The organism is Haloparvum alkalitolerans, assembly GCF_055381565.1.
Genome location: NZ_AP043938.1, coordinates 640,540 through 662,327 on the forward strand (window position 1 = coordinate 640,540; position 21,788 = coordinate 662,327).

Annotated in this window: 20 protein-coding genes and 1 tRNA gene; 11 read left to right on the top strand and 10 right to left on the bottom strand. The window is 71.5% G+C overall.

The features are described 5' to 3' along the window. Positions 1 to 5: 5 nt before the first annotated feature. The 3 genes from ACZ432_RS05660 to ACZ432_RS05670 form a co-directional block, all read right to left on the bottom strand. Positions 6 to 761 (bottom strand): coenzyme F420-0:L-glutamate ligase, encoded by a 756-nt coding sequence (locus ACZ432_RS05660; protein WP_426962803.1) that lies wholly within the window; start codon positions 759 to 761, stop codon positions 6 to 8. 88 nt (positions 762 to 849) lie between these two features. After that, positions 850 to 1,572 (bottom strand): glycerophosphodiester phosphodiesterase, encoded by a 723-nt coding sequence (locus ACZ432_RS05665; RefSeq protein ID WP_426962802.1) that lies wholly within the window; start codon positions 1,570 to 1,572, stop codon positions 850 to 852. A gap of 609 nt (positions 1,573 to 2,181) precedes the next feature. Beyond that, entirely contained in the window at positions 2,182 to 3,243 is a 1,062-nt protein-coding gene (locus tag ACZ432_RS05670; protein WP_426962801.1) for an aldo/keto reductase, read from the bottom strand. 182 nt (positions 3,244 to 3,425) lie between these two features. Here ACZ432_RS05670 and ACZ432_RS05675 point away from each other — a divergent pair, with 182 nt between their 5' ends. The 3 genes from ACZ432_RS05675 to ACZ432_RS05685 all read left to right on the top strand — a co-directional run bounded on the left by ACZ432_RS05675 (position 3,426) and on the right by ACZ432_RS05685 (position 5,124). After that, entirely contained in the window at positions 3,426 to 4,337 is a 912-nt protein-coding gene (locus tag ACZ432_RS05675; RefSeq protein WP_426962800.1) for an acyltransferase, read from the top strand. A 71-nt stretch (positions 4,338 to 4,408) separates the two neighbouring features. Further along, positions 4,409 to 4,693: a hypothetical protein gene (locus ACZ432_RS05680; RefSeq protein ID WP_426962799.1), complete on the top strand. Its 285-nt coding sequence runs from the start codon at positions 4,409 to 4,411 to the stop codon at positions 4,691 to 4,693. A gap of 65 nt (positions 4,694 to 4,758) precedes the next feature. Beyond that, positions 4,759 to 5,124, top strand: coding sequence for a cupin domain-containing protein (locus ACZ432_RS05685; protein WP_426962798.1), 366 nt, complete (start codon positions 4,759 to 4,761; stop codon positions 5,122 to 5,124). A gap of 157 nt (positions 5,125 to 5,281) precedes the next feature. On the opposite strand, the gene ACZ432_RS05690 is transcribed toward ACZ432_RS05685, so the two are convergent. Continuing rightward, positions 5,282 to 5,352 (bottom strand) — tRNA-Gly (locus tag ACZ432_RS05690). A 135-nt stretch (positions 5,353 to 5,487) separates the two neighbouring features. Here ACZ432_RS05690 and ACZ432_RS05695 point away from each other — a divergent pair. Beyond that, entirely contained in the window at positions 5,488 to 6,909 is a 1,422-nt protein-coding gene (locus ACZ432_RS05695; protein ID WP_426962797.1) for a M28 family peptidase, read from the top strand. 24 nt (positions 6,910 to 6,933) lie between these two features. On the opposite strand, the gene ACZ432_RS05700 is transcribed toward ACZ432_RS05695, so the two are convergent. Further along, a complete protein-coding gene (locus tag ACZ432_RS05700; protein WP_426963103.1) occupies positions 6,934 to 7,827 on the bottom strand; it encodes an NAD+ synthase in 894 nt (297 codons plus the stop codon). Positions 7,828 to 8,242: 415 nt separating this feature from the next. Here ACZ432_RS05700 and ACZ432_RS05705 point away from each other — a divergent pair, with 415 nt between their 5' ends. Both ACZ432_RS05705 and ACZ432_RS05710 read left to right on the top strand, forming a co-directional pair. Continuing rightward, positions 8,243 to 8,767 (top strand): Rrf2 family transcriptional regulator, encoded by a 525-nt coding sequence (locus tag ACZ432_RS05705; protein ID WP_426962796.1) that lies wholly within the window; start codon positions 8,243 to 8,245, stop codon positions 8,765 to 8,767. A gap of 78 nt (positions 8,768 to 8,845) precedes the next feature. Beyond that, on the top strand, positions 8,846 to 9,199 hold the full coding sequence (locus ACZ432_RS05710) for a DUF5518 domain-containing protein (protein WP_426962795.1): 354 nt from the start codon (positions 8,846 to 8,848) through the stop codon (positions 9,197 to 9,199). Between the two features lie 106 nt (positions 9,200 to 9,305). Here ACZ432_RS05710 and ACZ432_RS05715 read toward each other — a convergent pair whose 3' ends face one another. From ACZ432_RS05715 to ACZ432_RS05725, 3 genes are all read right to left on the bottom strand, one after another. Further along, entirely contained in the window at positions 9,306 to 10,976 is a 1,671-nt protein-coding gene (locus ACZ432_RS05715; RefSeq protein ID WP_426962794.1) for a tryptophan--tRNA ligase, read from the bottom strand. Further along, complete coding sequence (gene endA / locus ACZ432_RS05720; RefSeq protein ID WP_426962793.1) at positions 10,973 to 12,118, bottom strand: tRNA-intron lyase; 1,146 nt, start codon at positions 12,116 to 12,118, stop codon at positions 10,973 to 10,975. The genes ACZ432_RS05715 and endA overlap by 4 nt, the downstream gene beginning before the upstream one ends. A 62-nt stretch (positions 12,119 to 12,180) precedes the next feature. Next, complete coding sequence (locus ACZ432_RS05725) at positions 12,181 to 12,948, bottom strand: topoisomerase DNA-binding C4 zinc finger domain-containing protein (protein WP_426962792.1); 768 nt, start codon at positions 12,946 to 12,948, stop codon at positions 12,181 to 12,183. 822 nt (positions 12,949 to 13,770) lie between these two features. Here ACZ432_RS05725 and ahbB point away from each other — a divergent pair. Next, on the top strand, positions 13,771 to 14,853 hold the full coding sequence (gene ahbB / locus ACZ432_RS05730; RefSeq protein ID WP_426964538.1) for a siroheme decarboxylase subunit beta: 1,083 nt from the start codon (positions 13,771 to 13,773) through the stop codon (positions 14,851 to 14,853). Positions 14,854 to 14,913: 60 nt separating this feature from the next. Here the strand turns inward: ahbB and ACZ432_RS05735 are convergent, their stop codons facing one another. Further along, positions 14,914 to 16,539, bottom strand: coding sequence for a heme-binding protein (locus tag ACZ432_RS05735; RefSeq protein ID WP_426964539.1), 1,626 nt, complete (start codon positions 16,537 to 16,539; stop codon positions 14,914 to 14,916). Positions 16,540 to 16,778: 239 nt separating this feature from the next. On the opposite strand from ACZ432_RS05735, the gene ACZ432_RS05740 reads away from it, so the two are divergent. Together ACZ432_RS05740 and ACZ432_RS05745 are read left to right on the top strand one after the other, a co-directional pair. Next, on the top strand, positions 16,779 to 18,104 hold the full coding sequence (locus ACZ432_RS05740) for an LLM class flavin-dependent oxidoreductase (protein WP_464378861.1): 1,326 nt from the start codon (positions 16,779 to 16,781) through the stop codon (positions 18,102 to 18,104). 271 nt (positions 18,105 to 18,375) lie between these two features. After that, on the top strand, positions 18,376 to 19,215 hold the full coding sequence (locus ACZ432_RS05745; RefSeq protein WP_426964541.1) for a hypothetical protein: 840 nt from the start codon (positions 18,376 to 18,378) through the stop codon (positions 19,213 to 19,215). A 4-nt stretch (positions 19,216 to 19,219) separates the two neighbouring features. Here the strand turns inward: ACZ432_RS05745 and ACZ432_RS05750 are convergent, their stop codons facing one another. Further along, positions 19,220 to 19,753: a PadR family transcriptional regulator gene (locus ACZ432_RS05750; protein ID WP_426964542.1), complete on the bottom strand. Its 534-nt coding sequence runs from the start codon at positions 19,751 to 19,753 to the stop codon at positions 19,220 to 19,222. Positions 19,754 to 19,861: 108 nt separating this feature from the next. Here ACZ432_RS05750 and ACZ432_RS05755 point away from each other — a divergent pair, with 108 nt between their 5' ends. Both ACZ432_RS05755 and ACZ432_RS05760 read left to right on the top strand, forming a co-directional pair. Next, complete coding sequence (locus tag ACZ432_RS05755) at positions 19,862 to 21,103, top strand: tRNA sulfurtransferase (protein ID WP_426964543.1); 1,242 nt, start codon at positions 19,862 to 19,864, stop codon at positions 21,101 to 21,103. 114 nt (positions 21,104 to 21,217) lie between these two features. Further along, positions 21,218 to 21,400: a hypothetical protein gene (locus tag ACZ432_RS05760; RefSeq protein WP_426964544.1), complete on the top strand. Its 183-nt coding sequence runs from the start codon at positions 21,218 to 21,220 to the stop codon at positions 21,398 to 21,400. Positions 21,401 to 21,788: the final 388 nt, after the last annotated feature.

Sequence of the window (21,788 nt, forward strand, 5' to 3'; positions counted from 1 at the left end):
CCCGCTCAGCCGTCGTACTCCCAGCCGCGGAGCGCCTGCCGCACGAAGTCGGTCTCGACCTCGCGGTAGTGCTCGTCCGAGCCGTCGTGGTCGCCGAATTCCCAGTCGCGGACGACGACGACCGGCGTGCCGTCCGCCCCCTCGCCGGCGACGAGGTTCGCGGCGCCCGCCAGTTCGTCGACCACGTTCTGGACCGTCACGCCCAGTTCCCGTCCGTCGCGGTCGTGCTCGCCGCGCCAGTCGCGGCTCGCGGGCATCCCCGCCCAGCCGAGCGCGACGCCGCGCTGGCCGTGTCTGAACGGGCGACCCGAGGTGTCCGTGACGACGACGCGGTCCGCGGACAGCCCCTCGCGGAGCCGCGCCGCGCTCTCGCTCGGGCGCTCGGGGAGCAGCAGCAGGTCGCCGTCGCGCACGTTCGAGCGGTCGATGCCCGCGTTCACCGTCACGTGGCCGAACCGGGTCGCGGTGAGGAGGAACGGCGCCTCCATGATCAGCTCCGTCGACTCCTCGATGACGGCCTGCGCGAACCGGGGGTCCTTCTCCTCGCCGGTCACCTCGGCCAGCCGGGCCGCGACCTCTCGGGCGCGGGGGCTCGCGGGGAAGTCCTCGAGGTCGACGACGCGCCCTTCCGCCTTCGAGACGACGGTGCTGGCGACACAGACCACGTCGTCCTCGCGGAGGTCGACGCGCGCCTCGACCATCGCCGCGAGGTCGTCGCCCGCCCTGATCTCGGGGAGGTCGGGGACGGCGAACAGCTCCATGCCCTCGTCTCCGCGCCCGCGCTCAAAAACCCCGCCGGTAGTGGCGCGTGCATCCGGTGTTCCCGGACGGCCCGAGCCGTCGACCCCCTCAGACCACGTCCCAGCGGTCGGTGATCAGCCCGTCCACGCCCGCCGAGCGCAGGGTCTCGGCGTCCGCGGCGGTCTCGACGGTCCAGCCGTTGACCGCCAACCCCTCCTCGCGGGCGGCCGCGACGACGCCCGTCCCCGTACAGAGGCGGAGCGAGGGATGGACCGCCTCGGCGTCGACCGCCCGCGCGGTCCGGAGCGCCGCGTCGGGGTCGCTCGAACACAGCACGGCGAGCCGCGCGTCGGGGTCCGCCTCGCGAACCTCCCGGAGCGCGGGCCGCGAGAAGGAGGAGAACAGCACCGGGTTGGCGGCGCGGCCCGTCGCGCGGAGCGCCGCGTCGGCCAGTCCCGCGGTCTTCAGCTCCACGTTGACGAGCAGGTCGTCGGGGACCGCCGCGAGCAGGTCCGACAGCCGCGGCACCGGCTCGCCGGAGTCGAGCACCTCCAGCCCGCGGAGGTCGGCGTAGCGCATCTCCGCCACGGAGCCGGTGCCGCCGGTCACCCGGCTCACGTCGGGGTCGTGGAGGACGACCAGTTCCCCGCTCGCGCACCGGCGCACGTCGACTTCCACCGCGTCAACGTGCGGGGCCGCCTGCCGGACCGCGGCCACCGTGTTCTCGGGATACTGCCCGGCACAGCCCCGGTGGGCGAACACGCGCTCGGCCGCGTTCTCGCCCGCGCTCTCACCCTCGGCCGCGTCCCCGGCCGCGTTCCCGTCGCTCATACGTCACGTTTCGTGGCAAACGGTATCAATCCTCGGCGGAACGGCCCGGAGGTCGCCGTCGACCCGGGACAGGACGCTTTTTACCGCCGAGCCCGTGGAACCGAACGGGCGGCGGTGACGAAGGGTTACCCCCACTGAGCCCCTTGTGACGATGGGTTTTCTCCCGAGCCGCCCGCGACAGTCGCCGAGCGGCGGCACTGTGCAACGGTTCCCTCTCCACCCGCGGAACCGCGGGACCGCGGCTCGACCGACCGGAGCGAACGTGAACGGTCTGGCCGCGAGCGCGCCGCAGTCGGCCGGTTTCCAGCGGAACCGAAGGGGCTCCGTCCGCGCTCCCGATCCGGCCGGGTCCAGCGTTCCGCGGCGGACGAGGCGCGGACCGTTCCACGAGCGCCGTCCGAACGTTCAAAGGGGATACCGCGGCATCCGCCCCGTGACCTGACCGCAGGCCGGGGCCGAACGAGACGGGCGCGCAGCGACCCGGTCCCGGAGCGAGGAGCCACGCTGCCTGTTCGCCATTGCCGTCGAGAAGTAGTTGGATCGGGGGACGCTCCCGCCGCCGCGCTCGGGGCCGCGGCCGGGAGCGACCGGGCCGCGAGGCGGTCGCGCTCAGTAGGTCGCCGCGCGCTTGTCGAGCCCGGCGGCCTCGATGTCCTCGCCGTCGACCGAGGAACGCAGGCTGTCCATCCCGTCGTCGCCGTCGATCTCGAAGTTCGCGTCGTACAGCTCCTGGACGCGCTCGTACTCCGCGTCCGTGAGCGGCGGCACGTCGCTGGCGGCCGCCCACTCGTCGATGTCCTCGCGGGTGCGGAACGTCGGCGTGACGGACGCCACCTCGTCGTGGGCGAGCAGCCACGCGATGGCCGCCTGCCCCATCGTGCGCTCGCCGCTTCGTTCGAGGAACCGCAGCGCCTCGACCTTCTCCCAGCCGGTCTCGTACCACTCGGCCGGCCGGTGCGAGCGGTGGTCGTCGTCGGCCAGCTCCGTCTCCGGCGTCACCTGCTCGTTCAGCAGGCCCGAGGAGTGCGGGACGCGCGCGATGACGGAGGTGTCCGAGCCCGTCTCGCGGATCGTGTCGATGAAGTGCGCGCCCGGCTCCTGCTCGAAGAGGTTGAAGACCGTCTGGACCGCGTCGAAGACGTCCATCTCGACGGCCGCGTCGCCCTCGGCCAGCCAGCCGATGGAGGGGCCCAGCGCCCAGCCCAGCGTGTCGACCTTCCCCTCCGCCTTGAACTCGCGGAGGACGTCGACGACCTCGGGGGTCACCTCGTCGACGTTGGCGTTGTGGAGCTGGAGGAACTCCACGTGGTCCGTCCCGAGCCGGTCGAGCGACTTCTCGAACGCCTCGCGGAGGTACGTCTCGTTCAGCTCCTTCGGGAGTTCGCCGTGACCAGCCTGCGGGTTGTCGTAGAAGTCGTAGCCGATCTTGGTCGCCAGCGTCACCTCGTCGCGGTGCTCCGCGAGCGCGCGGCCGATCAGCTCCTCGGAGTCGCCGTGCCCGTACACGTCGCCCGTGTCGAAGTAGGTTATCCCCTGATCGAGGGCGTACTGGACCATCTCGACCGCCTGATCCTCGGTGCGGTCGCCCCACCAGTCGGTGCCGACGACCCACGCGCCGAACCCGACCTCGCTCACCTCGACGCCGGAATCTCCGAGTTCGCGGTAGTGCATGGCTCACGGTTGGGGATCCGCCCACTTAGCGGGTACGGTTCCTCCCACGCGGTCGGTCGCGTCGGGGGGATTTATGTATCGGCGCGGGGCGGCGAGTCGCGTGCGACGGACCGCGGAGCGACGCGTCCGCGATGTCGTCGCACAACCGAACCCCTTTGAGGGTTCCCGGTCAACTGACGGCGATGACAAAGCGACACGTCTCCCTGCCCGACGCGGCCGAGGCCGGGGTCCGGGGCTTCATCGACGAGGTGGACGAGCGCCTTTCCTCGGACGAGGACACCTGTGAGGTCGTGCGCGACGTGTTGATCGATCTCCACGGCGACCGCGAGGCGTGGGAGGCGTGGCAGGCGGGCGAGTCGGTCTCGAAGGCCGAGCGCGTCCGGCTACAGGGGTACGACCCCTGTAACGCGACGCTGGAGTCGGAGTACTACGCCGAGAAGGACGAGGACCGGTTCCAGCGCTCGAAGCACCTCCAGTGGCTCTGGCGGCAGTTCGACGCCACGCCGATGGCGGACAACGTGGCGTTCGCGCTCCGGTTCCGCTCGATGCTCGCGGACCACCTCTTCGCCGACTGCGGGGACGACTGCCGCTTCTTCAAGGGGATCACGTTCACCTACGGCCACAACATCGAGGTCGGCGACAACGTCGTGGTCCACGACGACGTTCACCTCGACGACCGCGGGAAGCTTACGATCGGCGACCGCGCCTCCATCTCCGACGGCGTCCACGTCTACAGCCACGACCACGACATCGTCGACCAGACCGAGGTCCGCAACTTCCACACGGTCATCGAGGACGACGCCCGCGTCACCTACGACGCGATGGTCCGCGCCGGCTGCAGAGTCGGCGCCAACAGCGTCGTCGGCGCACGCGCGGTCGTCCAGGGGGACGTGCCCGCCCACCACATCGTCGTCGGGATGCCCGCCAAGAGCATCCGCGTCAAGCCGGGGTGGGAGTCCGTCGCGACCGAACTCGAGGACGGCCGCCTCCCCACCCGGCAGGACGAGCGCGAGATCCCCTACGACCTCGGCGACGACCTCGCGGTGTTCGACGAGTTCGGGCGCGACCTGAACCCGCCGGACGCCGGCGAGTAGCGGGCCGGGGCACCGACGAGCGCCGCGGCCGGCCACACGCCTTTTGCCCGCGGCCGCCCCAGCGAGGATCCATGACCGAGACGCCAGCGTGGCGGGACGACGCCACCGACCTGACGCTTCGCCTGCTCTACCAGTCCGGCATCGCCGTCTCCGTCGACGGCATCGTCGCGAACCTCGCGGCGCTCGCGGAGAGCGCCCCGCCGGCGGACGCGGTCGAGGAGGCGGTCGCGAAGCTCCGGAAGCGGGACCACGTCCGCGCGCTCTCCGAGGCCGACCGGTTCTACCTGCTGACCGACCGGGGCCGGGAGTACGTCGAGGCGGAGGTCGACGCCGAGGCGTTCGGCTACGTGGACTGATCGGGGGCCTGCGACCGCGACGGCGGCCCGCAAGGGCTACCTCTCCGGAGCCGTCAGGGTCGGACATGGACGAGGAGACGGTGGACGTGGCCGCGGCCTTCGACGACATCGAGGAGTTCTGGGCGCCGAAGATCGCCGCCGAGTTGAACGGCCAGCAGGTGAAGCTCGCGCGGCTCAGCGGGACGTTCGACTGGCACCGCCACGAGGCGGCTGACGAGCTGTTCTACGTGCTCGACGGCACGCTCCGCATCGAGTTCCGGGACCGCCCGGACGCGACGCTGACGGCGAACCAGCTCCGCGTCGTCCCCGCGGGCGTCGACCACCGGCCGGTCGCCGAGGAGGAGGTCCGCGTCCTGCTGTTCGAGCCGGCCGGCACGCGCAACACCGGCGACGTCGAGACCGAGAAGACGCGCGAGGCGGAGCGGCTCTGAGCGGCCGCGGCGCTCGCGGGTCGACAGTTCTCGAAGAATGCACCGTCCGGGAATTGAACCGGAATCAGGCGGTCCGGGCTGCCTGCGGTGGCGGGCTGCCGGGCTGCGACCGATAGGGTTCAATCCCGTCGGTGATCGTCTCGCTTCGCTCGAAGAATGCACCGTCCGGGAATTGAACCCGGGCTATTAGCTTGGGAAGCTAATGTCCTACCACTGGACCAACGGTGCGTGCACCACTGCGTACCCGACGCCCGCACTTGAACGTAGCGCTTCGGGGTGCTCCCCGGAGCCGGCGGCGCCCCCGAGTCGGCGCGCGTCACCGCGTCCCACATCCTTATCGCCGCCGAGGGCCACCACCGCCACATGTCGACCGACAGAGACGCCGACACCGGCGCTGGCGGCGATCCGGATCCCGAGCGCGTCCGCGAGCGCCTCGACGCGTTCGCGCCCGCGCTCGGCCGGACGTGGACCGGAACCGACCCGTGGGAGTTCCTCACCGAGTTGACCGCCATCGGGAGCCGGATGGGCGGCAGCGAGGGCGAGCGCGCGGCCGCGGACCTCGTCGCGGACGCCTTCCGCGAGGCGGGGCTCCGGGACGTCCACACCGACGCCTTCGAGATGAACGCGTGGCGCCGCGGCGGGACGACGCTGGAGGTGACGACGCCGGCGCGGACCGGCGGGGACGAGCGAACGCGCTCGTTCGAGGCGCTCGCGCTCCCGTACTCGCCCGCGGGCGCGGTCGATGCCGAGCTGGTGGACGCCGGCTACGGCACGCCCGACGAGATCGACGAGGTGGACGTGGAGGGGAAACTCGTCGTCGCCTCCACGACGACCCCCTCCGGCGGGCGGTTCGTCCACCGGATGGAGAAGTTCGGCTACGCGGTCGGGGCGGGGGCGGCGGGGTTCGTCTTCGTCAACCACCTCGACGGCCAGCTCCCGCCGACCGGCTCGCTCACGTTCGGCGAGGAGGCCGAGGCGCCCGCGGTCGGCGTCTCGAAGGAGACAGGCGCGTGGCTCCGCGAGTACGCCGCGAACACGCCCGGCGAGACCGCGTCGGTCCACTGCTCGGTCGACGCCGAGACGGTCCCGGGCGAGAGCCGGAACGTGGTCGGACGGACCGGCCCGGACACCGACGAGCGCCTCCTGCTCGTGGCCCACTACGACGGCCACGACATCGCGGAGGGCGCGCTCGACAACGGCTGCGGCATCGCCACGGTCGTCACCGCCGCGGGGATCCTCGCGGAGGCGGACCTCGAACTCGGGGTCGACGTGGTCGCGGTCGGCTGCGAGGAGGTCGGGTTGCTCGGCGCCGAGCACCTCGCGGCGACGACGGACCTTGATTCGGTCGCGGGCGTCGTCAACGTCGACGGCGCGGGGCGGTTCCGGGACCTGGTCGCGCTCTCGCACACCTCCGAGGCGACGGGCGCCGTCGCGGAGGCGGTCTCGCGGGCAACGCGGCACCCAATCGAGGTGGAGGGCGAGCCGCACCCCTTCTCGGACCAGTGGCCGTTCGTGCGCCGCGGAGTGCCCGCGCTCCAGCTCCACAGCGACTCCGGCGAGCGCGGCCGCGGGTGGGGCCACACGCACGCCGACACGCGAGACAAGGTCGACGACAGGAACGTCCGCGAACACGGGATGCTGACGGCGCTTCTGGTCGCGGAGCTCGCGGAGCCCGACACCGACCTCCCGCGGCTCGACGTGGACGAGTTGGCCGACGCCTTCCGCGAGGCCGACTTCGAGACCGGGATGCGCGCGGCCGACCTCTGGCCCGCCGGCTGGGAGTAGGACCGGCTGGGCGTCGTCGTCCGGTCAGTCGCCGTCCGCCGGCGTCGGCGGGCGCGCCCGCTTGTGGTCGCTCGCCGCGTGCCGGGCGAGCAGGTCCGCGACCGTCTCCTCGGCGACGCCGAGGCGGTCGGCGACGGCCAGGCCGGCGAGGCCCTCGTCGACCGCCAGCCGGAGCACGGGGTCGACGACTTCGTAGGGGGCGCCGAGCTCGTCGCGGTCGCACTGGCCGAGGAGAAAGCCCGCGGTCGCGGGGCGGTCGAGCACGAACGACGGCACGTCCAGCGCCGCGGCGAGCGTCCGCACCTGGGTCTTGTAGAGGTGGCCGAGCGGCAGGAGGTCGGCGGCGCCGTCGCCGTGTTTGGTGTAGTAGCCGAGCAGGCGCTCCGAGCGGTTGGTCGTTCCGAGCACCAGCCGGTCCGTGGCGTTCGCGGCGAGGTACGCGACCGCCATCCGCAGGCGTGCGACGAGGTTCCCGGTCGCCACCGGGTCGCCGTGGAGGTCGAACCGCTCCGGCACCGCCGAGCCGAACGCCGCGACGAGCGGTTGGAGGTGGACCGTGTCCAGCCGGATCCCGAGCGCGTCCGCGAGCGCCTCCGCGTCGCGAGCGTTCGCGTCCCCCGTCTTGTTGGAGGGAAGCGCCAGCCCGTGGACGCGCTCGGGACCGAGCGCCTCGACGGCCAGCGCCGCGGTCACCGTCGAGTCCAGCCCGCCGCTCATGTTGACCACGACCCCCTCGGCGTCCGCGGCCGCGACCGACCGCCGGAGGAACGCGCCGATCCGCTCGCGCTCGGCGTCGGCGTCCACCTCCGGGACCGGGTCGACGGCCGCGCCGCGGGCGCCGCCGTCGGCGCTCACGCCGTCACCGGCGGCCGCCGCGTCGCCCCCCACGGGGGTGGTTCCCCGAATCGGCTCGTCCATCGGAAGCCTCGATCGATCACTCATCTCAAAACGATCCAAACGTGCGTTTTCTTCTCACTCTTTTCGAATAAGTATCATCCATCTATATCGGAGTTGATGTCCCACTACGGAAAAATGTCCCGTACAAACGATTTAAGGACGTATCGCCGGCAGGGGCGCAGCAGTCGCGACCACGAGGACGGCCGGCGGTCGGCCCGCGAACACGGTCGACGGGCGGTCGGTTTCCTCCCGATCTCGGCGACGGATCGCCGGTTCGGCGTTTCGGACTGGCCGAAAGTTGAAAGATCGTCAAACGTCTTCCAAATCGTATTGAGCGTGTCCATATTTGTTCTTTCTCGGATTTCTCTTAGCTTGTTCAACAGTATAAGGCCGTATTATGCGAACGTTTATCTATTTCTGTCCGGTTCGTTCCTCCATGTCGACGGTACAGCTGAGTTCGACCCAGAAGCGGATCCTCTCGTCGCTCGTCAACCTCGCGGAGGGGGACGAACGGGCGGTTCGGGGGCGTGACATCGCGGAGGCGGTCGACCGCAACCCGGGAACGATCCGGAACCGGATGCAGAGCCTGCGCGCCCTCCAGCTCGTCGAGGGCGTTCCGGGTCCCAAGGGCGGCTACCGGCCCACGACGGAGGCGTACGAGACGCTCGACGTCGACCGGCTGGAGGAGACGGCGCCCGTCCCCCTCGAGCGCGAGGGCGAACCGGTCCCGGACGCGACCGTCTCGGAGATCGACTTCACCAGCGTCCACGACCCCGAGCGGTGTCGCGCGGAGGTCGTCGTCCGCGGGCCGATCGGCGCCTTCGGGATCGGCGACGAGGTGACGGTCGGGCCCACGCCCTCGGCGGACCTCCGCGTTTCGGGGATCGTCGAGACGACCGACATCGGGGAGAACGTCCTCCTGATCGACGTGGCGTCGATCCGGACCGAGCCGGACGACTGAGCGGTCCGGCTCCGACCGGTCCGCCACGCCGTGCCGCGCCCGGCGAGGGTTTATCACCGCTCGCGTGCCGGGAGGCGTATGGACACCGACGGAAACACCCTCCTCAACGCGGCGCTCGGCGCGGCGACCGCGGTCGTGCTCTCGTGGATCCCCTTCTCGCCGGTTCTGGGCGGCGCGCTGGCCGGATACCTGCAGGGCGGCGAGCCGACGGACGGGGCGAAAGTCGGGGCGCTCGCGGGCGGCATCGCGAGCCTCCCCATGCTGTTCGTGTTGGGCCTGATCCTGTTCGTCGTCCCGTTCGTCCCCGAGCCGGGGATCGCCGCGGCCGGCGTGCTGTTCGTCCTGTTCGCGGTCGCCCTCTCGCTGGTGTACGGCGCCGCGTTCGGCGCGCTCGGCGGCGTGCTCGGTATCTACGTGCGGGACGAGTTCTGATCCGACCCCTTCCGGCGAATCGCCGTCACACCGGTCGATAAATGCGGAACTGCGGCCGGAAGATAAATGCAGAAATGCGGCCGCGCGGTAATCCCCGAGCGACCGGTCAGTGCTCGCCGCCGGTGCCGCGCCGGGCGGAGGAGAGGTCGATATCGAGGTCCGCGAGCAGTTCCTCCGCCTCCGCGCGCTTCTCCTGGTGGTCCGCGAGGAACTCCTCCATCAGCTCCGCGGCCTGCTCCTTGCAGCCGCCGCAGAGCCGCTCGCCGCCGGCGCACTCCTCGTACACCTCCTTCGCCAGCCCGTCGTCGTCGGCCGCCAGCAGGTAGGCGTACAGCTCGTAGACGGGGCACTCGTCCGGCTTGCCCCCCTTCTCACGCTGTTCCTCGGCCGTGGACCGGCCGCCGGTCGTCGCGGCCTTCACCTTGTCGTAGCCGTCCTCGGGGTCGTCGAGCAGCGAGATGTGGCTCGCGGGGATGGAGGAGGACATCTTGCCGCCCGTCAGCCCGGACATGAACCGGTGGTAGATGGAGGAGGGCTGCCGGAAGCCGAAGCCGCCGTGGTCGAGTTCGACCTCGCGGGCCAGCTCCTCGGCCTCGACCCGCGAGAGGTCGAACGCGTCGACGTGGCCCTCGAAGACGCGCTTGTCGCCCTCGACGGCGTCGATCAGCGCCTCGAACGCCTCGTCGGTCGCGTTCCGGTTCAGGAACCGCACCCGCGGCCGGAGCGGCTCCTTCCCGCCCGCCTCCAGCTTCCGGAGCGCGCCCTCCTTCGCGTCCGCGAGTTCCGGGACCGGGCCGTACTCGCCCAGCCACTCGACGGCGTCCTCACACCTCACGTCGGCCCCGTCTCCGTCGGTCTCCTCGCCGTCCTCGTCCCCGGCGCCCGCGGCGAGCGCGTCGTAGGCCGCGCGCACGAGCTGGCGCTCGTCGTCGTCCAGTTCGAAGCTCGCGAACGCCTCGGTCACCTTGAAAAAGCGCATGCGGACCGCCAGGTCCCGCGTGAGCCGAACGTGCGGGTCCTGGTCCGGCCCGACCGGGATGACGGTCGGCTTCGGCTCGTCGACGAGCTGGGGGTAGAGGATGTCCGCGGTCTGGGTGATCACGCTCTGCAGGTGCGAGATGTTCGTCTCGCCGTCGAAGCCGTAGATGGCCTCGAACTCCGAGAAGTTGGCCTTCGAGCCGAGTTCGAAGCCGAGGTCCTGCACCTCGCGGTTGTCGGACTGGCGGTAGAGCTCGCCCTCCTCGGCGTCGAACCCGAGCGCGAGCAGGCTCAGCAGGTAGTTGCGCGCGTGCTCGTCGATCTCGTCCCACGACATCCCGCGGGCGGAGTGCGCCTCGAGGTCGGCGATCAGCCCGAAGGCGTCGCCGCCCTGCTTCTGGTGCCAGATCAGCTCGTCGAAGACCAGCTTGTGGCCGATGTGCGGGTCGCCGGTGGGCATGAAGCCGGACAGCGCCGCGAACGGCTCGTCGTTGGCCATCGCCTCGGCGACCGCGTCGTACTCGCGGTGGCCGAAGATGACCCCGCGGCGCATCAGGTAGTGGGGGGTGGACACGTCGGGGAGCACGTCGTCGAACTCCTCGATGCCGAACTCCTCGAAGAGGTTCCGGTAGTCGGCGACGGTCGACGACCCCCAGGGGTCCAGCTCCACGTCGTCGGCGCCTGCTGCGGTGTCGGTGCCTCCGTCGGTCGCGGCCGGCCGGTCGGCGGTGGCGGGGTCGGAGACCTCGCCCTCCGGGACCGCGGTCGCGTCCTCGCGTGGGTGGGTGTCGTCGGTCATGGCGTCACTCGTGCTACCGAACGGTAGTCGATGGAGTTCGCTCCGGCCAGCGCAAAAACCATTCGCTTGCGGACCCCGCCGGCGAGCCGCACGTCCAGCGACAGCTCCCGCGGCGCGAAGACGTGGTCCGGCTCCACCACGCGCACGAGGTGTTCGGAGTGGGGCAGGTCCTCGACCGTCTCCACGTCCAGGTACGTCCGGAAGTCGGCGCCGAACTTGAAGCCGGTCTTGGGGACCATCTCGCGGGCGCGGAGGTCGACGTAGGTCCGGAGCCGGCGGTCGAACCGCTCGCCCTCGACGGCTCGTCCGCGCGCGACCACGGCGTCGTAGTCGGTGTCGGGGGACCGCTCCCGGCCGTCGGAGCCGCCCCCGTCCGAGACCGCCCGGTCGAGCGTCAGCCGCCCCTCCGCCGCGAGCGCCGCGGCCTCGACCAGCGAGAGCTGGAGGGCGCCCTCGACCGCCGCGTCCCGCCCGGAGAGCGGCTGGCCGTAGAAGCCCCGCTCGTGGAGGCGCTCGGGCGCGTCCCAGACGATCACGCGGTCGGACAGCAGCGTCCCGGCCAGATCGCCCGGCGGCTCGAAGTCGGTCACGCCCGACAGTTCCGGCTCGGTCGCCGCGAAGTACGTGATGTCGCTCTCCTCGTCGACGACGGCGAGCGTCTGGCCCGCGATCTCGGCGACCGGGATCGGTTCGCGCTCGCCGACGACGCGAACCCGGTGTTCGACCGACTCGGTCCCGTCGCCGGGGCCGGAGCCGCGCTCGAAGACGACGAAGTCGATAGCGTCCGCGTCGCCGGCGTGGTTGGGGTCGGCGGCCGCGAGTCGCCCGCCCGGCCACTCCTCGCGCGTCGGCGAGAGATAGAAGCCGCGGTCGCGCAGTTCCGCGTAGACGAGGAATCGGACGGCGAAGCGGTCGGCGGCGGCCGCGGCGTCCGCGAAGAACCGCTCGAAGCCGAGTTCGTCGCCGTCGACGATGACCGCGTCGAGGTCGCCCCGGAACAGCAGGTGGGCCGCCTCCACGCGCGAGAGCGCGATCTCGTTGCCCGACAGCGGGCGGCCGTACCCCCGGGAGTCGTGGAAGCGCTGGCGCGCGTCGCCGCCGACGCGGACGGCGTCGCCCCGAAGCGTCCCCTGTGGTTGCATGCCCGAAACGGCGGCCGGGCGGCGTAAACGGGTTGCGGTCGCGCGTCGGTCGGGACGGTCGCTCAGAGCCGCGGTCGCCCGCCGTCGGTCGCGGTCTCCCACCGGTCGCAGGTGCCGTCCAGACACCGCCGGCCGGTCGGCGTCTCGAACACCGGCAGTCCGCAGGGGCAGTCGTCGACGACGGTCCCCGAGGGGACCGAGAACGTCGTCTCGCAGTCGGGGTACTCCTCGCAGCCGAGGTAGACGCGTCCCGGCGCGGTCCGGACGCGGAGGTCGGCGCCGCAGTCCGGGCAGTCCCAGACGCGGTCGAACCGCTCGGTCACGGCGTCCGCGAGCGACTCGCACCCCGGGTCCAGACAGAGCCGGAAGACCTCGCCGCGCTCGACGCGGATCCGGGGGAGGCCGCAGTCCTCGCAGGTCCCCTCCGTGACGGTCGCGCCCGCGGGGAGACCCCAGCGCTCCGCACACCCCCCGCAGACCACGTCGCCGCCGGTTCTAACGAGCGGGCCGCCGCAGTCGGGGCAGGTGCCGACCGGGGTGCCGGCCTCCGTGACCGGGAGCGCGCGGGCGGCGGTCGCCTCCTCGGCGACGACTCGGAGCGTCGACCCCCCGTCGCGCGCGGTGACGGTGAAGGCGTCGCCGTCGCCCTCGACGGTGACGGAATCGGGGCGGGTGAGCCACTCGACGGGCTGGTAGCCGTCGGCGTCGTGGACGAGCGTGGTGTCGTCGGGCTTGATCAGGACGACGACGCGGCCGCGCTGGGTGCGCTGTCGGTCGCCCGAGAAGGTGACGGTGCAGTCGCCGGCGAGCACGCGGAGGCGTTTCGGCATGCGACCCCTTCGCCGCGGTACCCGACTTCAGCGTTCGCACGAACGCGGAAATACGGGGACGAGACGAACTGGAGGGTCACGAGGGCATGGTGGCGGAACGCGTCGACGACCGCGGTACTGTAGCGGTCGGCGCGCGCGAGGAACGCGCGCGAGGGAGGCGGCGGGCCGGGCGCGATGCGGTGCGGTTTCCGCGCCCGGCCCGCGGCCAAGGCTGGGGAGGTGTGAGGCTGCTGTGCGGTCGCGGTGCAGGGTGGGACTGAAAGGGGCAGCCGGCTCGATCCCGCCCGGACGAAGTAAGCACCGCAGCGGGCGGTGTCTCCAGCGTCGCCGTGAGCGCGGTGCGGAGCGAACGGCGGCTCGAAAATCTCCGATTTTCGGCGCGCTACTGCACGCTGGAGGCTCGCGAGACGCGGTTTGTCTCGCCAAGCGGAGAGCGAGGAGCGCAGCGAGGGTCCCGCGAGCTTGCCGAGTGGGACGACGGCAGTCGCAGCCCGGCAGCCCGCTACTGCAGGCAGCCCGGACCGTCTGCCGGAACCCGGCGCGGTCGAGCCGGCTGGGGCTTTCTGGACGGTGCTGTTCCAAGCAACAGGATCTACGACAAAACGAGATCAGTAGCAGGGAGAGCCGGCTGGGGCGTTCTGAGTGTTGCTGTCCAGATCAGCAGGATCTGTAGCAGTCACAGAAAATACGTCGGACGGAGGGCCGGCTGCGTCTTTCGAGACGTTTCGGACCCACCCAACAAGCTCCACAACCGATCCGGAACCGCCACCCGCTCGCTCCGGCTCCGAAACCCGTAGGTACGCCCGTCCCCAACCACCACCAATGAGCCTCGACGCGGACTGGCGCGCCGGACTGAACGCCGTCGACGCGCGCCTGATCGACGAGTACCAGAGCGGGTTCCCCGTGACGGAGCGACCTTTCGACGCGGTCGCCGCCGATCTGGCCGCCGAGACGGGCGCGGACCTGACCGGCGCCGATGTCCTCGACCGCGTGCGCGACCTGCGCGAGCGCGGCGTCTTACGGCGGTTCGGGGCGGTCCTCAACCCGCCGGTCATCGGCTCCTCGACGCTCGCGGCCGTGCGGGCGCCCGAGGACCGCTTCGGGGACGTCGCGGACGCGATCAACGCCCACCCGCAGGTGAACCACAACTACCGCCGCGACCACGAGTGGAACATGTGGTTCGTCGTCACCGCGGCCTCCCGCGAGAAGCGGGACGCGATCATCGACGACATCGAGACGGAGACCGGCTGTGAGGTCCTCGTCCTCCCGATGCTGACGGACTACTACATCGACCTGGAGTTCCCGGTCGTCAACGGGGACCGGTTCGCGCGGGAGTCGCTCTCGGAGACCGCGGTCTCCGCGACCCGCATCTCGGAGGAGGCGCGCGGCGACCTCACGCCGCTGGAGGCCGCGCTCCTGCTGGAGATCCAGGACGGCTTCCCGCTCTCGGAGACCCCCTACCGCGACGTGGCGGCCGCGGTCGACGACGCGCTCGGGGCGGACGGGACCGCCACGGTCGCGGACGTGCTCGCGGCGGTCGAGCGCCTGCGCGCGGACGGCTGCATCAAGCGCATCGGCTGCGTCGTCAACCACGTCGTCACGGGCTTTCAGAACAACTGCATGGTCGTCTGGGACGTGCCGGACGACGAACTCGACGCCCGCGGCGAGGCGGTCGGCCGCCTCCCGTACGTGACGCTGTGTTACCACCGGCCGCGGCGGCCGGATCAGGACTGGCCGTACAACCTGTTCACGATGATCCACGGCCGCGAGGCCGCGGCGGTCGACGCGAAGGTGGACGAGCTCGCGGCCGACCACCTCCCGTTCGACCACGAGCGCCTCTACTCGACGGAGACGTTGAAACAGACCGGCGCGCGCTACGAGGACCTGCTGCCGGGCGGGTCGTAGCGACCGGTTCGAAAACCGCCCGCGACCGGCCGCGGTCGGTTCGCGGGGGAGCCGCGGCCTCTAGGCCAGGAACACGTGCCGCGGCTGGTCCGCGAGCACGTCGCGGCCCCACTGGACGGTGTTGCGGAAGTCGTCCGAGCGGAAGAAGGCCATCGCGTCCTCTTTGGCGGCCCACTGGCTCGCGATGAACATGTCGTTCTCGTCTTCGACGTTGACCATCAGGTCGGTCTCGAAGTGCCCGTCCATCCCCTCGAGCTTCTCGCCGACCGCGTCGAACTTCTCCACGAAGTCCTCCTGGTGGTCGGGCTTGACGGTGTAGAACATGCCCATCGTCCCGAAGCCGGACTCCTCGCCCGCGCGGGCGACGACCTCGGGGAGCTCCGAGAGGAACCCCGCGGCGGTCTCGGCCGCGGAGGCGGTGTCCCAGATGGAGACGACCGCGGCGCGGTCGGTCGCGCGCCCCTCGTAGACGGCGGTCTTGACGTGCGTGCCGTAGTGGTCGAAGTTGGCGCGGAGCCCCTCGACCTCCTCGAACAGCTCGTCGGGGTCGGCCTCGCTGTAGAGGACGGTCGCGAACACGTCCTCGCCGTGGGGTTGGCCCGCGTAGATGTCCAGGTCCGCGAGTTCGCCACGGATCGACTCCGCGTTCGCGTCGCCGCCGTGGCCGCTCGCGGTCTCGCCGCCGGCGTGGTCGCCGCCGCCGTGGTTGCCGTGGTCGTGGCCCCCGCCGTCGCTCCCGCCCTCGTCGGAGCCGTGCGGGTGGTCGCCCTGCCCGCCGGAGCCGGAGCCGTGCGGGTGGTCGCCGTGGGCGGCGCCGCCCTCGCCGTGAGCGCGTCCCCCGTGACCATCTCCGCGCTCGTCCTCGCTCGCCGGACAGGTGCCGGTCCGGTCCTCGTCGTGGTCCGCGGTCGGCACCTTCGCGCCGTCGAGGAACGCGCCGAGGTCCGCGGGCGGGAACCGGCGGCCGACGTAGAACTCGCCGAACTCGCCGTACCGGGAGGAGGCCTCGTCGAAGCGCATCTCGTAGACGATGTCCTTGATGTCGGCGGGGTCGGAGCCGAACAGGGTGACGCCCCACTCGTGGTCGTCGAAGCCGACGGAGGAGGCGATCACCTGCTTGATCTTCCCGGCGTACTCCCGCCCCACGTCGCCGTGGCCGGACATCAGCTCCGCCCGGTCCTCGAAGGAGAGGTCGTACCAGTTGTACTCCTCGCCGCGGCGCTTGCTCATGGGGTAGAAGGAGACGTACTCGTCGTCGGGGATCTCGGGCTTGAGTTTCCCCTCGATGTAGCGGCGCAGGCCCTCGTCGATCTCCTCTTCGTTGCCCTCGAAGTAGTCGTCGGAGACGTAGCCCGATACCTCGGTGACGGAGACGTAGGAGGTCTCGCGCTCGGTGAACTTCGCGAGGGCAGTGTCCTCGAACCGGCGCTCGATGGCCGAGAGGTCGTCGAGCGCGGGCCGGAAGTGGACGAACAGCAGGTCCGCCTTGTGGCCGACCATGCCGAAGACCGCGGAGTCGCCGGCGTCGGCGTCCGCGACCGCCTCGCGGTGGACGAGGAACTGCTCGCCCTCCTCGACCGCCCGCTCGCGTTCTCGCTCCGGGGCGTCCCGCCACGCGTCCCAGTCGACCGTCCGGAAGTCGTGGAGGGCGTACCACCCTTCGTCGGTTTGTGGGGCTTCGACCATACCCGTGCTTGGACGGCCGGGCCTTAGGGGTTTGCGAGTCGGCGCCGCCGGAACGGGACTCGCGCCGGGTACCGAAGTCGGCACACATCGCCGGACTCCCGCACGGATTGCCGACGTCGGTGACGGTCGCCGCGCGGGCGGGCGAGATAGCCACAAACACCGCCACTTTCTCCGAGGTTTACCGCGTGGGGGGCGTATCGCGGCGCATGTCCGAGCAGATGCGCTTCAACCTCTTCACCATGAACTCCGTCGAGCACGTCTCGCCGGGGTCGTGGACGTATCCGGGCGACCAGTCGCACCGGTACACCGACCGGGAGTACTGGACCGAGGTCGCCCGCACCGCCGAGCGCGGCGGGTTCGACGCGGTGTTCTTCGCCGACGTGCGCGGCATCTACGACGTGTACGGCGACGACCGCGAGACCGCCGTCGAGAAGGCGGTCCAGACGCCGGCGAACGACCCGCAGCTCGTCGTCCCCGCGATGGCGGAGGTGACCGACGACCTCGGCTTCGCGGTCACGCGCTCGACCACCTACACGCACCCCTACCAGCTCGCGCGGGAGTTCTCCACGCTCGACCACCTCACCGACGGCCGGGTCGCGCTCAACGTGGTCACCTCCTACCTGGAGTCCGCGGCCGCGAACCTCGGGCTCGACGAACGCATGGACAAGGAGACGCGCTACGACCGCGCCGCGGAGTTCCTCGACGTCTGTTACGCCCTGTGGGAGGACTCGTGGGAGGACGACGCCGTCGAGGTCGACCGCGAGGCCGGCCGCTACACCGACCCCGAGAAGGTCCACGCCGTCGACCACGAGGGCGAGCACTTCTCGGTCCCCGGTCCGCACGGCTGCGAGCCCTCGCCGCAGCGCACCCCCGTCATCTATCAGGCCGGGTCCTCCGACTACGGCCGCGACTTCGCCGCGCGCAACGCGGAGGCGGTGTTCGCCAGCCAGCCCACCGAGGAGGGCGTCGTCGAGTACATGGAGGACGTGAAGGCGCGCGCGGCCGACGCCGGGCGCGACCCCGAGAGCCTCCGGTTCTTCATCGGCGTCGTCCCGGTCGTCGGCGAGACCGAGGCCATCGCGGAAGCGAAGTACGACTCCTACAAGGAGAACGTCGACGTCGAGGCGACGCTGGCGCTTTTGTCCGGCTTCCTCGACATGGACCTGTCGGAGCTCGATCCGGACCAGAAGGTCGAGCACATCGAGACCGACGCCATCCAGGGGACGATGAACGCGTTCACCTCCTCACAGCCCGACCGCGAGTGGACCGTCCGCGAGGTCGCCGAGTTCTCCGGGCTCGGCACCACCTCGCCGAAGATCGTCGGGACGCCCGAGCAGGTCGTCGACGAGCTGGAGTACTGGTTCCACGAGGTGGGCGTCGACGGCTTCAACGTGAAGGAGGTCGTCCGCCCGGACTCGCTGCAGGACTTCGTCGACCTCGTCGTGCCGGAGCTGCGCGAGCGGGACCTGATCCGCGAGCCGGACGGCTACGAGGGCGACACGCTCCGCGAGAACACCACCGGCGGCGGCCCGCGGCTCCCCGCCGACCACCCGGCGAGACGGTAGCTCCGACCCGACGGCCGGAACGGGAAAACGCACGACTGCGCGCCGGCCGGACGCGGTCCGAAACGGGAACTGATGCCGCGCTCGTCACGCTTAAGTGGATACGGCGGCTTCTCTCGGGTGACGCTTCGTCTTGGAGGGCCGAAGCGTCAGCGGGGACCTATCTAGGGCGGCAGGCCCGCGCCGATTCGGCGCGGGCTTCCCCTTTCGTTTTGCGCCGATCGCCGAGTCGAAAGCCGACACGCTTACTCGCGACCGGGAGGTACGCCCGGCCGTGATCGTCGTCGCCACCGAGGACTTCCGGCTCTATCACGACCTCGTCGACGAGCTCCGCGAGCGCGGCGTGACCTTCACCACGATCCGGCCGGGCGCGGAGGTCCCCGAGCGCGCGACCGTGGTCATCGCGACCGACGACGACGAGGTCGACCTCGGCGGGCGCGAGGACGTGACCGTCGTCGCCGCGGACCCCGACGAGCCGCGGACCGCGGTCGACGAGGCGCTGGCCACGCTCCGGGGCGGCGGCGGGCGGACCGTGGTCGGCGTTGACCCCGGTCCCAGCCCCGGCATCGCAGTGCTCGTGGGCGACACGGTCGTCGCCGCGTTCCAGGTCCCGCTCGCGGACGCCGTCGACACCGTCCGCGAGGAGGTCGCGGGCGCGCCGGACCCCCTCGTTCGCGTCGGCGACGGCGACCGGCTAAAGGGCGCCCGGATCGTGAACGACCTCCCCGACGACCTCGCGGTCGAGCTGGTCGACGAGACCGGGACGACGCCGTACCTCGGCGCCGGCGCCCGCGGGATGGCCGACGTGCTCGCGGCGGTCAACGTCGCGCGCATCGCGGGCGAGGCGGTCGACCGGCGGGAGATCGAACCGACCGAGGGCGAACTCCAGCGGATCAAAGACGAATCGCGTCGCCGCTCGGCCGGCGGGCGGACCATCGACGAGGCGCTCGCGCGCGAGGTGGCCGCCGGCGAACTCTCGCTCGAGGAGGCCATCGAGAAACACCGGGACGGAGGCGGGGACGGGACGGACGACGGGACGGAAGCGGACGACGGGACGAAAGTGGACGACGCGACGGAAGCGGACGACGCCGCAGAAATGGACGACCCCGAGTAGGCCGTCACTCCCCGTCGGCCGGTCCCCCGTCGTCCGCGTACCGCTCGTAGAACTCCTCGACCGTGCAGTCGAACCGCTCGAACTCGTCGAAGTCGCGCTCGTGGTGGCGGATCACCTGTTCGACGATCCAGCGGCTGAACGTCTCGGAGTAGCACCACTCGCCCCCCTCGTCGTCGACCGCGAACCGGTCGTCGGTCGAAAGCGCCGCGAACAGGTGGTAGAAGCCGAGCACCACGTCGCCGAAGTCGCGGGCGTTCGCCCCCACCTCGCGCCGCTTCTCGGCGAGCTTCTCGCGGCCGGCCTCGGTGATGGCGAAGTACTTGCGGTCCGGCTCGTCCTCGCGCTCGATACGCTCGGTGTACCCTTCCTCCTCGAACTTGTAGAGGATGGGGTAGACGGAGCCGTAGGAGGGCTCCCAGTGACCGCCGCTGATGTCGGTTATCTCCTTGAGGAGCTCGTAGCCGTACCGGGGTCGCTCCTCCAGAAGCTCCAGCGCGAGGTAGGAGATGAGTCCCTTCGGCGGTCCGCTGTTCCGCATTTGGCCGGGATTTCGCCGGTCTCTCCGAAAGGGTTTCGGTCCGGACGGAGCCGGCCGTCCCGGCCGCCGACCGGCGGGGATTTACCGCCCGGGCCGCTACCGTGTGCCATGAGTCACGTCCCGACCGCGTCCGTCGATCCAGACGCCCTCCCGCCGGACGCCGACACCGTGATCTGCCGCGTCGGCGAGGTCGGCACCAAGAGTGAGCGCGTCCGCTACGGGATGCAGTCGACGCTCGGGGAGAACCTCCGGGCGCTCCTGTCGGACCGCGGGATCGAGGGGTCCGTGAGCCACCGGCGGAACCGCCCCCTAATCGAGACCGCGGAGCCGGCGGCCGCGACCGAGGCCGCCACCGACGCGCCCGGCGTCGTCTCCGCGAGCCCCGCGACGACGGTCGACCCGACCCTCGGGGCAGTCACGGACGCGCTCGCGCGAACCGCCGAGGCGACCTACGCGGGCGGGTCGGTCGCGGTCCGCGTCAACCGCGTCGGGACCGACTACCCGTTCACCAGCGAGGACGCCGAGCGCGAGGGGGGCGCCGCGGTGCTGGACGCGCTCGAGGCGCGGGTCGGCCGCGAGGCGGGCGACGCCGAGGGCCGACCGGCCGTCGACCTCGACGACCCCGACTACGTCGTCCGGGCGGAGGTCCACCCGGACGCGGCGTACGTCTTCGGCCCGAAACACCGCGGCCCGGGCGGGCTCCCGCTCGGCTCCCAGCGTCCGCTCGTGAGCCTGCTGTCCGGCGGGATCGACTCCCCCGTGGCCGCCTTCGAGGTGATGCGCCGCGGCGCGCCCGTGCTCCCGGTGTACGTCGACCTCGGCGACTTCGGCGGCCCGGACCATCGCGCCAGGGCGGAGGCGTCCGCGCGGACGCTCGCGCGCTACGGACCGAACCACCTCGACGAACTCCTGGTCGTCGACGGCGGCGACGTCTGTGCGGACCTGGCGGCCCTGCTCGAGCAGGGCCGGATGCTCGTCTTTCGCCGGTTCCTCTACCGCGTCGCCGCGGAGGTCGCCGCCGACCGCGGCGCGACCGGCGTGGTCACCGGCGAGGCGATCGGCCAGAAGTCGAGCCAGACGACCCAGAACATGAGCGTGCTCGACTCGGTCACGGAGTTTCCGGTCCACCGCCCGCTTTTGACGGTCGACAAGAACGAGATAACCGAGCGGGCAAAGCGGCTCGGCACCTACGAGGCGGCGTCGATCCCCGCGGGCTGTAACCGGTTCGCGCCCGCCCAGCCCGAGACGAACGCGGGCCTCGACCAGATGGCCGACATCGAGCCGGCGTGGCTGGAGGAGCGCGCCCGCGCGGCCGCGACAGGCGCGGAGCGCGTGTCCCTCTCGCGGTGAGGCGCCCGCCGTGAGACCGCGGAGCCCGCGATATTCGTGGTGTAGCGTCCCGGACGCCGGGGAATCCTGCCACGGTGGGGTGTGTTTTTGAGGGTGGGAGGCGATCGGGACGGTATGAGCGATCGAACGGTTCAGCTGTCGGCGGAGCGCTACGAGCGGTTGGAGGGGCTCGCGGCGGCCCGCGGGCGCACCGTCGAGGAGCAGGTCGCCGCGCTGGTCGACGACGCCTGCGACGGCGCCGGCGACCGGCCCGCGCCCGCGGACCTCCCGCTCGGGGTCTGCGACGGCGACGAGTGACCGGGGGCGACCACCGGCCGGGCGGCGGGGATGGCCGTCCCGTCGCGTCCCCGTCGTTGCATAAATATCTGTCGCCGGTTCCGGTCGAGATGGAACCCGCCCGGGGTCCCTTATATCGGACCGGCCGTACATGTTGGTGGGCAGATCCCACTGACATGCACCCGACCGGTTCGCCGGTCCTCCCAAGCCTGCCCATGTGTGAGCACGGCGTGCCGGAGACGGCACGCGACCTTGTCTGTCTCTCGCGTCGGATCCCGCTCCGGCGCCTCTCTCTCTCCGTCGCCAGCGGATCGCGTACCGGTTGCGTCGACCGCCGTGGGCCGCGTCCGCGGGCGACCTCCCGATCTTCGCGACGGCTCGACCGACGGAGCCCCGGCTCCGTCGGGGC